Annotated in this window: 10 protein-coding genes; 6 read left to right on the top strand and 4 right to left on the bottom strand. The window is 61.6% G+C overall.

Annotation, left to right across the window (positions count from 1 at the left end; translation table 11 throughout):
* Nucleotides 1-68: 68 nt before the first annotated feature.
* The 6 genes from P3R82_RS05145 to P3R82_RS05120 are packed head-to-tail and all read left to right on the top strand — an operon-like array spanning nucleotide 69 to nucleotide 7,598.
* Nucleotides 69-1,661, top strand: a complete 1,593-nt coding sequence (locus P3R82_RS05145) for an ABC transporter substrate-binding protein (RefSeq protein WP_283193268.1) — start codon at nucleotides 69-71, stop codon at nucleotides 1,659-1,661.
* Nucleotides 1,662-1,682: 21 nt separating this feature from the next.
* Nucleotides 1,683-2,684, top strand: coding sequence for a membrane dipeptidase (locus tag P3R82_RS05140; protein ID WP_283193267.1), 1,002 nt, complete (start codon nucleotides 1,683-1,685; stop codon nucleotides 2,682-2,684).
* A gap of 40 nt (nucleotides 2,685-2,724) precedes the next feature.
* A complete protein-coding gene (locus P3R82_RS05135; RefSeq protein ID WP_283193266.1) occupies nucleotides 2,725-3,672 on the top strand; it encodes an ABC transporter permease in 948 nt (315 codons plus the stop codon).
* Nucleotides 3,669-4,496: an ABC transporter permease gene (locus P3R82_RS05130; protein ID WP_283193265.1), complete on the top strand. Its 828-nt coding sequence runs from the start codon at nucleotides 3,669-3,671 to the stop codon at nucleotides 4,494-4,496. Before P3R82_RS05135 ends, P3R82_RS05130 begins: the two co-directional genes overlap by 4 nt.
* Nucleotides 4,489-6,120: an ABC transporter ATP-binding protein gene (locus tag P3R82_RS05125; protein ID WP_283193264.1), complete on the top strand. Its 1,632-nt coding sequence runs from the start codon at nucleotides 4,489-4,491 to the stop codon at nucleotides 6,118-6,120. The genes P3R82_RS05130 and P3R82_RS05125 overlap by 8 nt, the downstream gene beginning before the upstream one ends.
* Nucleotides 6,121-6,161: 41 nt before the next feature.
* Nucleotides 6,162-7,598, top strand: coding sequence for an amidase (locus P3R82_RS05120; protein ID WP_283193263.1), 1,437 nt, complete (start codon nucleotides 6,162-6,164; stop codon nucleotides 7,596-7,598).
* A 195-nt stretch (nucleotides 7,599-7,793) separates the two neighbouring features.
* Here the strand turns inward: P3R82_RS05120 and P3R82_RS05115 are convergent, their stop codons facing one another.
* Genes P3R82_RS05115 through hflK (P3R82_RS05100) form a run of 4 tightly spaced genes read right to left on the bottom strand, consistent with a single transcriptional unit; the run spans nucleotide 7,794 to nucleotide 13,481 of the window.
* Nucleotides 7,794-9,872, bottom strand: a complete 2,079-nt coding sequence (locus tag P3R82_RS05115; protein WP_283193262.1) for a peptidyl-prolyl cis-trans isomerase — start codon at nucleotides 9,870-9,872, stop codon at nucleotides 7,794-7,796.
* Between the two features lies 1 nt (nucleotide 9,873).
* On the bottom strand, nucleotides 9,874-11,007 hold the full coding sequence (hflK, locus tag P3R82_RS05110) for an FtsH protease activity modulator HflK (RefSeq protein WP_283193261.1): 1,134 nt from the start codon (nucleotides 11,005-11,007) through the stop codon (nucleotides 9,874-9,876).
* On the bottom strand, nucleotides 11,004-11,921 hold the full coding sequence (locus P3R82_RS05105; RefSeq protein ID WP_283193260.1) for a protease modulator HflC: 918 nt from the start codon (nucleotides 11,919-11,921) through the stop codon (nucleotides 11,004-11,006). Before P3R82_RS05105 ends, hflK (P3R82_RS05110) begins: the two co-directional genes overlap by 4 nt.
* Before the next feature lie 18 nt (nucleotides 11,922-11,939).
* Nucleotides 11,940-13,481, bottom strand: coding sequence for an FtsH protease activity modulator HflK (gene hflK, locus P3R82_RS05100; protein ID WP_283193259.1), 1,542 nt, complete (start codon nucleotides 13,479-13,481; stop codon nucleotides 11,940-11,942).
* Nucleotides 13,482-13,641 lie beyond the last annotated feature (160 nt).

Below are 13,641 nucleotides of genomic sequence, written 5' to 3'. Positions count from 1 at the left end.
GCGGGCCACCAGTGAAGGATTGGCTCTACGTCACATCAATGAAATCAACATAAAAAGGGAACGAAATGATGGATGAAATGAAAACCTCGAATGCCGGTTCTGACAGCTACGTGTCTTCGCGCGATCAGTTCGCGCTTGGCCGCCGAAGCTTTCTCGTGGGAGCCGCGGCTGGCATTGGAGCAGGCTTGATCGGCCTCCCGGCGCTTGCCGAGGAGAAGCCGAAGACCGGCGGCAATCTGAAGCTGGCGATCGGGGGCGCGTCATCGACCGATTCTCTCGATCCCGCCACCTATCAGACCATGTTCCACGTCGTGCTGGCTCGCTCCTGGGGCGATACGCTGGTCGAGACGCACCCCGAAACCGGTGTCGCCGTACCGTCGCTTGCCGAAAGCTGGGAAGAAAGCGAAGGCGGAAAAGTCTGGCGTTTCAAGATCCGCAAGGGCGTCGAATTCCACGACGGAAGCAAGCTCTCCGTCAAGGATGCCATCCGCACGATCCAGCGGCATTCGGACGCTGCCTCCAAGTCCGGCGCGCTCGGCTATCTCAGCGATATCGCGTCCATCGAGGCCGATGGCGACTTCATGGTCATCACCTTGAAGTCTGCGAACGCGGACATGCCGACGATCCTGTCCATGTACAATCTCGTCATTCAGCCTGACGGCGGCTATTCGTCGCCGACCGCCGGTGTCGGCACCGGCCCCTACACGATGACGAACTTCAACGCGGGTGTCCGCGCCACGCTCAAGAAGGCGGCCAACGACTGGCGAAGCGATCGCGGCTTCGTCGAGAACGTCGAGCTCCTGGCGATGAACGATGTCTCCGCCCGCACGGCGGCGCTGGTCTCCGGTCAGGTTCACCTGATCAACCAGCTCAATCCGAACACCGTGGGCATGCTCGAGAAGACCGGACGCGTGGTGATTTTCAACACGCCGGGCCGCATGCACTACACCATGCCGATGATCTCCAACAAGGCACCGTTCGATAACAACGATCTGCGCCTCGCCATGAAATACGCGATCGACCGCGAAGCCGTGGTCAAGCAGGTCTTGAACGGATACGGATCGGTCGGAAACGACATCCCGGTCAATTCCCTTTACGACAATTTCCCGGCCGACCTGCCGCAGCGGGCCTATGATCCCGACAAGGCAGCCTTCCACATGAAGAAGTCCGGCTTTAATGGCACCATCCAGCTGAGCGCCGCCGACGTGATGGCCGGCGGCGTCGATATGGCGCTGATCTTCCAGCAGAGCGCGCGCAAGGCAGGCATCAACGTCGACGTCCAGCGTGTTCCTCAGGATGGCTACTGGAGCAATGTCTGGCGCGTGAAGCCTTTCTATCTTTCCTACTACGGCTCCCGCCTGACGCAGGACATGATCTACTCGATGGAGTTCAGCCGCAGCTCCGCGGCGAACGAGTGCTTCTTCGACAACGACGAGTTCGAGACTTTGCTTGTGCAGGCGCGTGGAACGACGGATGCCTCCTTGCGTGGTGAACTCTATGCAAAGATCGCCAAGATCGTTCATGAACAATCGGGAACCATCATTCCGGTGTTCATCAACTTCATCAATGCGGCGAGCCCGAAGCTGAAGGGCTACAAGCCGGATGTCGGAAACGATCTGGCGAATGGCTATGTCGCTTCGCGTGTCTGGCTGGAAGCGTAAGTAATGGCTGGAATGCACGCGATGAGTGATTTTGACATCGACGCAGCCGTGGCGGACATCTTTCGCCGATCGGTTATCTGGGACGGCCATTCGGGTTTCATGCCCGATCCGGCCGCCGATCTCACGCAACTGAGCCGCTGGCGGGATGCCGGTGTCAACTATCTGTCCGTGGACGTGTGTTTCGATGCTCTGGAATGGCAGAGTGCCATTGCAACCATCGCCGCCTTTCGTCGCTGGATCGATCTGAACGCCGACAAGTTCGTCCTTGTCTCGTCGGTCCATGACATCCACCGCGCCAAAGCCGAGGGCAAGATGGCCATCACATTCGATCTCGAGGGCGCGAATGCCCTCGATGGTCGCATCGAAATGGTCGAGCTCTATCATCGCCTCGGCGTTCGCCAGATATTGTTTGCGTATAACCGCAACAATCAGGCCGGTGGCGGCTGCCATGACGAGGATGTCGGCCTGACTTCGTTCGGCCGGCAGATGGTGAGTGAGATGAACCGGCTCGGCATCTTTGTCGATGTCACGCACTGCGCCTATCGCACCTCCATGGAGGCGATGGAATGCTCTTCACAGCCGGTCATCTTCTCGCATTCCAATCCGCGCGCGCTTCTGGATCATGAGCGCAACATAACCGACGAGCAAATTCGCGCCTGTGCGGCAACGGGCGGCCTTGTCGGCGTGGTGGGCCTGGAAAATTTCCTCGGCGAGGACGCGTCACCGGATACGATCTGCAACCACATCTGCTATCTCGCGGATCTGGTGGGGCCGCAGCATGTCGGCATCTCGCTCGACCACTCCTTCCCCGTCGATGTTCCGCACGCTCACGCGATGTTCGAGACGTTCCCGCAATACTGGCCGCTGTCGCAGGGCTATGGCCGCCCCAACCGTCAGCAGGCCCATCCGGGGGATCTGGCCAAGATCTGCGGCATCCTCTTGAAGCGTGGCATGTCCAGTCGCGATGTCGAAGCGATCCTCGGCGGCAACTTCATGCGTCTGGCGGCACAGGTCTGGCGCTGATCGGCGCCTCTCCTGTCTCTCAATCCAAAAAGGAACGTTGATGTACCCGATGATCCTTCGGCGTATTTTGCTCAGCGCCGCGTTGGTCCTTGCTGTCTCGGTCGTGATCTTCTGCGGCGTAAACGCCCTCCCGGGGGACTTCGCGGCGACCTATCTGGGGCAGTCGGCCACACCGCAGGCGATAGCCAACATGCGCGCGGAGCTGGGCCTGGATAGGCCCGCGACGTTGCGCTATTTCGAATGGCTTGGAAACGCGATCAGCGGTGACTTTGGCAAGTCCTGGTCGAGCGGCGCCGTCATTTCCGAACAGATCGGCCAGCGCCTCGGCAACACCCTCTTTCTGGCCGCGGCGGCGGCCGTGATCGCCGTGCCCTTGTCGATCGTCTGCGGCATGCTCGCGGTTCTTTACCGCAACCGGTGGCCGGACAAGCTGATCTCGGTCGTCTCGCTGACCGCGATTTCACTGCCGGAATTCTTCGTCGGCTATCTGCTGATCCTGGTCTTTTCGGTTCAGTTCGGTGTCTCGTCGTTCCCCTCGACCGTCTACGACGGAATGGACTTCTCGCAGCGCATTGCCGCGATCGTCTTGCCAACCGTAACGCTCGTCTTCGGCATCTTCGCGCATATGATGCGCATGACACGCGCGGCGATTTTGCAGGTGATGACGTCCGCGTATATGGAGACGGCTGAACTCAAGGGGATCGCGCCCTTCGTCGCCATATGGCGGCATGCCGCTCCCAACGCCCTTGCGCCGATCATCAATGTGGTGGCGCTCAACCTGGCCTATTTGGTCGTCGGTGTCGTCGTCGTCGAGGTGGTCTTCGTCTATCCGGGCATGGGACAATACATGGTGGATGCGGTGACGATGCGCGACATGCCCGTCGTGCAGGCCTGTGGCCTGGTGTTCTCCGCCATATTCATCTTCCTGAACATGCTTGCCGACATCTTGTCGATCGCGCTCAATCCGAAGCTGAGGCATCCACGATGAACCTGCGCCAAATTCCATTGTCCGCCTGTATCGGTCTGGCGGGGATCACGATCTTCGTTTTCACCGCCGCGCTGGCTCCGCTGCTTGCTCCCTATCAGCCCGACGCCGTCGTCGGTTCGGTCTGGCAGGCACCGGATCAATCGTTCCTGCTCGGCCTGGACAATCTCGGCCGCGATATGCTGTCGCGCATGGTCTACGGCGCGCGCACAACCCTCGTCGTGGCCCTGACGGCAACCGTCGCCGCCTTCGTCATGGGCGTGGTGCTGAGCTTCCTTGCGGCCGTCTGCGGCGGCGTCGTGGATTTCGTCGCCTCGCGCATCAACGACGTGCTGATGTCGCTGCCAACGCTGATCCTTGCGCTGGTGATACTGGCGGTGTTGCCGCAGAGCACGCTCGTGCTGATCAGCGTCATGGCGGTGCTGGGCGCCTCGCGTGTCTTTCGGTTGGGGCGCGCTATCGCGATGGACGTTACGGTCATGGAATACACCGAAGCGGCGCGTCTGCGCGGCGAAGGTCCGTTCTGGATCGTGTTTCGCGAGATCCTGCCAAACACGCTGGCACCGCTGCTCGCGGAGTTCGGCCTGCGCTTTTCGTTCGCGGTCCTCTTCCTGTCGACGTTGTCATTTCTTGGGTTGGGTATCCAGCCTCCCGTGGCGGATTGGGGAGGCATGGTGAAGGACAACAAGGATGGGATCATCTTCGGCATCTCGGCAGCCCTGATCCCGGGCGGAGCGATCGCGATTTTGACGATATGCGTGAACCTGGTCACGGACTGGGGCCTGAACCTAACCTCCAGCTTGAAAGGCGGACGTGGCGATGTCTAGGCTTCTCGAAATCCGTGATCTGAAGATTGAGGCGACGAGCTATGCTCCAGGCGAGCCTCCGCAGCTGATCAGCATTGTCGAAAATGTCTCGCTGCAGCTGGAGCAAGGCAAGGTGCTTGGGCTGATCGGGGAATCGGGCGCGGGCAAATCGACCATCGGGCTGTCGTCGATGGCCTATGGTCGCGGCGGAATCCGCATTGTCGGCGGATCTGTCAAGTTGGCCGGCCAGGAATTGCTGACCGCCAGACCGGGTGAAATTCGCAGGATCCGCGGTGCGCGCGTGGCCTATGTGGCTCAGTCCGCGGCCGCGGCGTTCAATCCCGCCCATCGCCTGATCAAGCAGGTGATCGAAGTCTCGGTCCGGCAGGGCCTCATGAGCGAGGCGGAGGCGCGCAGGCGTGCTGTCGAGCTGTTTCGCACATTAGGCCTGCCCGACCCTGAAAAATTTGGGGAACGCTATCCTCACCAGGTATCGGGAGGCCAGCTCCAGCGTGCGATGACGGCAATGGCGCTTTGCCCTCGACCGGAGCTGATCATCTTCGACGAGCCGACCACGGCTCTCGACGTTACGACGCAGCTCGATGTCCTGGCCGCGATAAAGCATGCGATCAGCACGACAAAGGTTGCGGCGCTCTACATCACTCATGATCTTGCGGTCGTCACGCAGATCGCCGACGAAATCATGGTGTTGCGAAACGGCAGAACGGTTGAAGTCGGCCCGGTGGAGCAGATCATCCACGCGCCGAGCCAGGCCTATACACGCGATCTCGTCCATGCGCAGAAAACCAGCAGGGGCACGGTCGATGTAACGTCGCAAGTCGTCTTGAAAGCCGATCGTCTGGTCGCCGGGTATAACGGACTTCCAGATACGGTCCGCGATGTCAGCTTTGATCTGAAAAAGGGCCATACCCTTGCCGTCGTGGGCGAAAGCGGCTCGGGAAAATCCACGCTTGCGCGCGTGGTCACCGGCCTGTTGCCGGCGCACTCCGGCAACATCGAGTTCATGGGGACCGCGCTCGCGCCAAGGCTGAAGCAGCGCAAGACGGATACGTTGCGGCGCATCCAGCTGATCTATCAGAGCGCGGACACCGCCCTCAATCCGCGCCAGACCGTCGGTGACATCATCGGCCGCCCCATGACCTTCTACCTCGGCCTGCGCGGAAAGGCGCGGCGGGCGAGAGTGATCGAACTGCTTGAGCAGATCGAACTGGGCGAGCGCTTCCTCAACCGCTATCCGGCGGAGCTCTCGGGCGGTCAGAAACAGCGCGTGGCAATCGCGCGCGCGCTGGCCGCCGAGCCGGATGTGATATTGTGCGATGAACCGACATCGGCCCTCGATCCGCTGGTGGCCAAGGGAGTGCTCGAGCTTCTTCTCAAGCTGCAGCGCGAGCGCGGGCTCTCTTATGTTTTCATCACGCACGACATCGCAATCGTTCGGGCGATCGCCGACAGCGTCGCGGTGATGAGGAACGGCCAGATCGTGCGGTACGGAACGAGCGCCGAGGTGCTGTCACCGCCATTCGACGATTACACCGACCTTCTCCTGAAATCGGTTCCACAGATGCATCAGGGCTGGCTGGAGCAGGCGCTCAGCGAAAGGGTGCTCGCTCCAGCGGACCACTGAGCGCGCGCCGAACAGACATTATGAACAAAAGGAAGAACGTGATGAGCGATACGCCATCGTGGGCATTGAGTGCGTCGTCGCTGGCGAAGGAAATTCGGGATGGCGTGCTGTCGGCCAAGAGCGCCGCACGCTCGGCAGTAGAGCGAATGCGCGCTGTGAACGGCCATTACAACGCGGTCGTCGATGATCTCGGCGATGCCGCCTTGGAAGAGGCCGCCGCGCTTGACCGGCTGATGTCCGAGCGAGGTTCTGTCGGACCACTCCACGGCGTGCCGGTGACCGTGAAGATCAATGTCGACCAGGCGGGTTATGCGACATCCAACGGCGTTGCGGCTTTCACCTCGACGATCGCCGATACCGACTCGCCCGTTGTCCGCAACCTGCGCAACGCCGGTGCGATCATCATCGGCAGAACGAACACGCCCGAGTTCTCGTTTCGGGCAACAACGGACAATCCCCATTTCGGGCGGACGATAAACCCGTGGAAGGAAAGCGCCTCGCCGGGCGGGTCTTCGGGAGGCGCCGGCGTTGCGGTCATGACCGGCATGGGAGCCTTGGCCCACGGAAACGATCTGGGCGGCTCCTTGCGCTACCCCGCGGCGGCGACAGGTGCCGCAACGATCAAGCCCGGTCTCGGGCGCGTGCCGGCCTATAATGCGTCGGCCGGCAAAGAGCGTGGCCTTCTTGCCCAGCTCATGTCGACGCAGGGGATTCTCGCGCGTCAAGCGGGTGATCTGCGCCTTGGCCTGCAAGCGCTGATCGCCTACGATCCGCGTGATCCCTGGATGGTGCCGATGGAATTCCGTGGCCCGTCCAGCCCCGAGGCGACCAGGGTGGCGGTTACAAGGGATGGCCTTGGCTTCGGATTGTCACCACAGACGTCGACCGCATTGGACAATGCATGCGAGGCGCTGCGCAGATCCGGATACGAGGTGGTTGAAGTCGAGCCGCCGCTGTTGCGTGAGTGTGGCGACACCGGGTTTCGCGCGCTGATGAGCGAGTCCGCGAAACTGTTGCAGCCGGACATCCAGAGATTTGGAAGCTCGCAACTCAACCAGATCTTCGAGAACCATTTGCAGGCCTTCCCGCCCTTTTCAGAGGGCGAGCTTCTGAGGGTCATGGCGCAACGCAGTTGGTTCGTGCGGGAATGGCTGATGTTTCTGGAACAGTACCCGCTCTTGCTCACGCCCTTCATGCTTGGCCCCGTTCACGACTGGAACCGGGACGCCGAGGGTGTCGAAGGCGCCGAGGACGTGTTGGGCAGAGGGCAATATAGCTACGCGATGAACTTCCTGGGGCTGCCCGCCGGTATCGTTTCAGCGCATTTTGATGGCGGGATGCCGGTCGGTGTACAAATCGTCGGCCGCCGCTTCCGAGAAGACATGATCATCGACGCCCTGGAAGCCGTCGAGGCCTATGCTGGTACGGTGTTCGAGCGACTTTGGAACGGGATCGATTCCTTGCAGACACCGGAATAGGTTCTATCCGGCCGATGGCCTTGCACTGTAGCCTCCACAACGATCGCGCGTGGAGGTTTCTTTTGTGGCGCGGACTGGGTCGGTGGCCTGCCCAGCCGTTCGATAAATCCTATGGCGCAGGTCAATCGGCAGCGGCGCGCCTCCGCGACTTTCAGCGGCTATGCGTTCCTCGGCTGGGCCACGTCCTCAAGGCCCTCACTCAACGGCGGCGGCATTCGCGTTCGAAGTCGCGTAAGCCGATAGTACCGTCGGAATGGTCTTGACGTTATACTCTTGCAGTTGCGCCCGGGTGAGTTGGTTTGCCAATTCGCGGTGCCTGCTTTTCAGCAGCGCTTCACGGATCATCGGGCGCGCGTCCTTGAAGCTTATGCGTTTGGCTTCCGTCTTCTCCAGCATCTCGATGATATAGATGCTGCCGGCGATCTCGATGGGCGCATTGGGCTTGCCAGGGTCGAGTTTCATGGCGGCCTCGTGGAGAGGATGATCGGCGATGTCGGCAAACGGATTGTTGTTTTCCCCAATCCATCCTTCGAACATGCCCCCATTCGCCCCAGCCTCGGTCGCCTCCGAATAGTCCCGCGCGATATCGGCGAACGTGCCCGCCGACCCGGCAAGCTTTGAATAGGCCTCCTGTGCCCGCACCCGCGCCCGAGCCGCTTCGTCTTCGCTGCCGCCGAGGCCTATCCTCATATAGCGTATCCGCGCTTTGGCAGCAGAGAGGATCTGCATTCTGTTGCGCGCGTAAAAGGCCTCGATCTCGGCTTCGGAGACATCGACCTTGTCGTCGACTTCCTCTTTTTCCCGCATCATCTTCAAAAGGCCGATCCTGGCTTCGTCGGACATCGATTTGTTCGTCACGTCGACAAGCTTGTCGTATGTCTCGCTCACCAGCAGCATCCGATCGATGATGCTGTCGGCAAGCGTCCTCATACCGGCGGCACCGGCATATTTCGTCCGCCCGGCCTCGGGAAGCTCTCCATATTCCGTGTAGAACTGGGCCAGAGTGTAGCGCTGGCCTTTCAACGTGAAGAGAACCTTGGCACCGTTATCCGCAAACCATTGTTCCTGCCTGCGCCGGTTAGCCTCCGCGACCACGCCCTGTCTCACTTCCTCGAGAGCTTGCTGCCGGGCCGGCCTTAGTTCGACCAGCCGGACTACATAATAGGACTCGCCCGCGCGAAACACGCTTGCCATATCGCCCGGCATCAGCGCGAAGACATTGGCATCCCATCCCGGCTTCGATTGACCTTCGGCGATTTCACGCGCGGCCTCGAGGCGCAGGTCATCGTCACGCTCGGCGACCTCCTGGAAAGACGCGCCGCCACGGATTCGCAGCAGCACATCGTTTGCCTTGGACTGGCTCGCATCCCCGAAAACCGATATCGGCACCTCGATCTGGTCGACCACGGCGCGCTTCGGCAGCGCGTATCTGGCGGTATCGCCGCGATAGACGGCATCGATCTCGTCCTGGCTCGGCGGCGGTACGTCGAGAAGTTCGAAATTGCGTTCCACCGAAGAATTGCTTCGCAGCCGCTGCAGATAGGCCTCGATATACTCGGGGGCTTTCTTTTCCGCGAGCGTGCGGCGGATCTCGTCGCGCACTGACATATAGTCGCGACCGTCGAACGTCGCGCGGTTCCCGTCGTAATAGCCGCGGATTTCGCTCTCCGTGACGACGATATCCTTTTCCTGGATCTGCTTGGACAGCGTATCGAGGCCAAGCTTTTCGTCCGCATGCTGCACGGCATGCTGGAAGGTCGCGTCCGTCTCCGGTTTGCGTTGCGAAGCCCACTCGAGGACGAGCTTGTCCGAGATCATTTCCTCGACCATCAGCAGCAATTGCGCAGACGAGCGCTTCACCTCGTTTTGGCGCGCCGGCGGCAGCACCTTGAGATGCTCCTCCATGTCCGCAACGGTGATTTCTCCACCGTCGAAGGTCGCCACGACATCGGAAAGCGCGGGTTTGGCAGGCGGCACGAAGTAGGGGATGAGAATCCAGGCCGCTATGGAAATGAGGATGACGCAAACGACCGCGGTGAAGGCCAGGACCGGCAGGATTTTGGCGTCGTGCTTTTCGGAATCGGGCGCCTTCGCAGCAGCCAATGGAGGCTGGTCCGGTGGGGAACCATCGTCCTCGGCCGCAGCCGTAGCCGTAGCCGCGTCTGTTTGGCGGTCGTCGTCATCCGTTCGTTCGGCGCCGGCATTTCCGCTCGCCTGACCAAAACGCAGGCTCGCCAGCAGATCCGCCCAAACCTGACTCCAGCCCTGTGCCATGTTACCTCTGATTCCTTCGTATCGACGGCGCGTTCTTGGCGGCATCGCCGGACAGTCTCAAATTGAATTTGCCGCCTCTGGACGTATCGACCGTATAGACCTGTACCCGCGGCATGATCTTCTCGATGGTTTCCAGATACATGCGATAGCGGGTTACATCGGCGCCGTTGGCCGCGGCGTTCCTGCGATATTCGGACAGAACCGATTGGAAGGCATCCGCACCGCCATTGGCCCTGGCCAGCACATCGGAGCGATAGGCCTCGGCATCGGCCTTGATCTGCTGCGCCTGGCCGCGCGCCTCGGGGATGAGGCTGTTCGCATATCCGCGCGCCTCGTTGATCACGCGGGCCCGCTCCTCGCGCGCCGTATTGACCGCCGTGAACGCGTCGGCGACATCGGCGGGCGGGAAGGCCTTCTGCAGATCGATGCCGACGATAACGAGCCCGCTGCGATATTCATCCAGCTGCCGCTGCGTTTCCTCGCGAATGGCTTCCTGCAGCGACTGCCTGCCGCTTGTCAGCAACGCGTCGACAGGCAGATTGGTGACACGCCGGGTGACGGCCGCTCGCAGCGTGTCGCGGACGATGCGGTAAGGCGCGTAGCGGATGTTGAACAGATAGTCGGCGGGGCTGCGGACCTGATACTGGACGATGACCTCGACATCCACGACGTTGGTGTCCCCCGACAGCGTCTGCATTTTCGACAGCGGCTCGGGATGCAGATGTTCCTCTTCCGGCAACACCACGCCAACCTGCTCACGCCGGATGTTGCTGACATTGACGATATCGACCTGATCGATCGGCCAGGGCATGCGATAGTGCAGACCCGGTTCGACGCGGGGAAGGATGATCTCGCCGAACCGACGCACGACCGCCGCCTCGCCGGGCGCCACGGAATAGACGCCGGTCGAAACATAGGTCACAAGCGCGATCGCCAGCGCGCCCCAGAGGACCAGGGCCGGGCGGATGTGACCGAGCGCCGTGCGCAGGTCGGATAGCGGCGATTCAGGATTGGTGGCGAACCACTGCAGAAAACGCAGGACAGCTCCCGTGACGCCGCCGCGTCGCGCGCGTTCCGCATCCGGCGAAGCGGCGTCCGCGTCCGCCCTGTCCGTCCTGACGCCTTCCCCGGTCATGGCCGCGTCTCCGTCGTCGGCGTTGCCGTGGTTCCGAGCGCGCTGCGCGGGTCGAGATAGCGAAGCAGTTCCGAATCCGACGGCAGGATCAGCGTCGTGCCTTCATCGATGAATTTGCCGTAGGATTCGAGCGTTCGGGAGAACTTGTAGAATTCCTTGTCCTTGCCGAAAGCCTCCGCATAGATGCGGATCGCGTCGGCATCGGCGCGTCCTCGGGCTTCCGCCGCCGACTGGTTGGCGGTTGCGAGGATTCCTGCCTTTTCGGCATCGGCGGAGGCCCGGATCTTGGCCGCCTCCTCCGTGCCTTCAGAGCGGAACTGCCGGGCGATCGCTTCGCGTTCGGAGCGCATGCGCTGGAACACGCTCGTCAGGTTTGCCTGCGGAAATGTCAGTTCCTTCAACTGCACATCGACGACGGTGAAACCATAGGGCTCCGTGCGGGATGCCGCTCTCTGGCGAACGGTCGCGAGCGTGTCTGGCAGGCGCACCTGCGCGGGATCAACCGTCACCAGGAGACTGAGATCGACCTGTCCCAACGCCGCGCCGATTTCCGACCGGATGATGTCGTTGAGCCGGACGTCGGCGGACTGCAGATCGCGGACGTTTTTCAGGAAGGCAAGAGCATCGGTCACTTCCCAGGTCGCATAGGCCTCGGCGACGATATTCTTCTTGTCGCCACTGAGAAATTCCGTGCGCGGCAGATTGTAGACCTGCACCTGCTTGCTGATCTTCACGACACTCTGGAACGGGTCGGGCAGCTTCGCATAAAGGCCGGGGGCGGTGACGACGCGGACGGGATTTCCGAACTGCGTGACAACCGCGTTTTCCGTGGTGTCGACCTGGAAGAAGACCAGGCTGACCGCCAGAAATCCGAAAGCCAGGAGGCCGAGTGCGAATATGCGAAAAAGCTTCATAAAAGGAAATCCCGATGGTTACGGCGCCGGCGGAAACGGCTGCATGCCGGCCGGCCGGCCAAGCCACAGATCCGTCGTTTCCGGCGAAACCCGTGGGTCGAGGATCAGCTTGTAGGCTCCGGCGAGCGCTTTTTCCGCTGCCTCCAGATAGAGACGCTGGCGTGTGATGTCAGGCGCCGCCGCGTAGGCGGCCTGGCGGGACAGGAAACTCGCCGTTTCGCCGGTCGCCGCCGCTGTCCGGCTGGCCGTGTAGGCCGCTGCCGCCTGAATGGTCTTGTTGCCCTCGCCCCGCGCCAGCGGGACCACTTCGTTGCGATAGGCCAGCGCCTCGTTGACGAAGGTGTTGCGGTCTTCGCGGGCGCTCGCGACATCGCGGAACGCTTCCGCGACTTCCGGCGGCGGTGCGCTCTCGAGCAACTGCACGCCGACGATGCGAAGACCGGAACGGTTGCGGTCCAGCACGATCTGCATCGCCTCCGCCGTGCGGTTCTCGATCGCCGCCTTGTCGAGCGTCAAAAGCAGATCGACTGCCTCGCTTGCTACGACCTGCCGCAAGGTGGCGGTGCCCGCCTGCATGACGAGATCCGCGGGATTGGCGACATTGAGCACGAATGCAACCGGATCGCTGACGACGAAATGCAGGCTGGCGCGGACCGAGACGAGGTTCTCGTCGCCGGAGAGCATCTGCATCTGCGGCATCACCATGCGGCGAACCTGATCGACGGCCACGATATCGACACGCTCCAGCGGCGCCGGCAGACGATAGTGAAGGCCGGGGTCGTTCTGTTCGACGACCTGTCCGAACCGCCTGACGACCGCTTTTTCTCCGGGCAATATGACGTAGAAGCCCGAAAGCATGTAGATCATCACGAGGAGAACACCGACGATCGGTCCGTAGGCGCGCCACCAGCCGCGTTGTGGCATATGCGAATGGCCCGCTTCACCTTCGATATCGACCCGACGGTGCTGTCTCAGAGCCGTAATGGCGGAAGCTGCGACCTGATAGCCCGACAGGAAAATCATCACCGCGACGATGGCCGCCGCCGCCTTGTCGAGGTTCGGCAGGCCGAGCGCCGCTCCGGCAAGGCCGGTGACAACGACGATGGAGGCGTAGATGTCGATCTGCGAATGATAGCCGCTGGCCGTCAGAGCCGGTGAATTCGTCTGCCGGCCGACGTAGAGCTTGTAGCGCGCCACGACATAGGTGATCACCACCGTCAGCATCGATGCCAGTGTGATCGTCGTAATGTTGCGCAACTCGACCGGCGCGTCGTTGAGCACATCGCGGACGATGTCGAGCCCGACGTAGAAGATCGCCACGGAGATCGCTATGGCCGTCCAGTTCTCAACCGTGCCTGACCTGCGGCCCGCCTTGACTTCCCGACGGCTGATGAACAGGCCGACGAGGACGAAGACACTGATTGCGACATCCGTCAGCGAGTGAAGCGCGCTGGAGCGCAAGGAGAGGCTGCCCGATGCCGACGCCAGCCAGAACTTCAGAAGTACGAGCAAGCCGTTGATCAGGATCGTCAGGAATATCGTGCGTTCCTTACGGTTCATCGTTCATCGAACCTCTCGCGGGAAGCCCGCTTTCTGAGGACAGGCAGTCGCTGACATGGCCGCAGCCTTACTCGACTTCAAAAGATGTCCTCGTGAACTCAACTCTCCGCAATCCCAGACCGAAGCGGTTGCGGACGAGGCGCGGTATGACAGAACCCGC

Source organism: Rhizobium sp. AN80A (assembly GCF_030053015.1).
Lineage (GTDB): Bacteria > Pseudomonadota > Alphaproteobacteria > Rhizobiales > Rhizobiaceae > Rhizobium > Rhizobium metallidurans.
Note: the sequence above shows the minus strand (reverse complement) of the source record. Positions and strands in the feature narration are given on the sequence as shown.

What these genes read in the sequence shown, in the direction of transcription:
- P3R82_RS05115 (WP_283193262.1), bottom strand. Translation starts at nt 9,872, where the DNA reads ATGGCACAGGGCTGGAGTCAGGTTTGGGCGGATCTGCTGGCGAGCCTG.
- P3R82_RS05140 (WP_283193267.1), top strand. Translation starts at nt 1,683, where the DNA reads ATGAGTGATTTTGACATCGACGCAGCCGTGGCGGACATCTTTCGCCGA.
- hflK (WP_283193259.1), bottom strand. Translation starts at nt 13,481, where the DNA reads ATGAACCGTAAGGAACGCACGATATTCCTGACGATCCTGATCAACGGC.
- P3R82_RS05120 (WP_283193263.1), top strand. Translation starts at nt 6,162, where the DNA reads ATGAGCGATACGCCATCGTGGGCATTGAGTGCGTCGTCGCTGGCGAAG.
- P3R82_RS05135 (WP_283193266.1), top strand. Translation starts at nt 2,725, where the DNA reads ATGTACCCGATGATCCTTCGGCGTATTTTGCTCAGCGCCGCGTTGGTC.
- hflK (WP_283193261.1), bottom strand. Translation starts at nt 11,007, where the DNA reads ATGACCGGGGAAGGCGTCAGGACGGACAGGGCGGACGCGGACGCCGCT.
- P3R82_RS05130 (WP_283193265.1), top strand. Translation starts at nt 3,669, where the DNA reads ATGAACCTGCGCCAAATTCCATTGTCCGCCTGTATCGGTCTGGCGGGG.
- P3R82_RS05105 (WP_283193260.1), bottom strand. Translation starts at nt 11,921, where the DNA reads ATGAAGCTTTTTCGCATATTCGCACTCGGCCTCCTGGCTTTCGGATTT.
- P3R82_RS05145 (WP_283193268.1), top strand. Translation starts at nt 69, where the DNA reads ATGGATGAAATGAAAACCTCGAATGCCGGTTCTGACAGCTACGTGTCT.
- P3R82_RS05125 (WP_283193264.1), top strand. Translation starts at nt 4,489, where the DNA reads ATGTCTAGGCTTCTCGAAATCCGTGATCTGAAGATTGAGGCGACGAGC.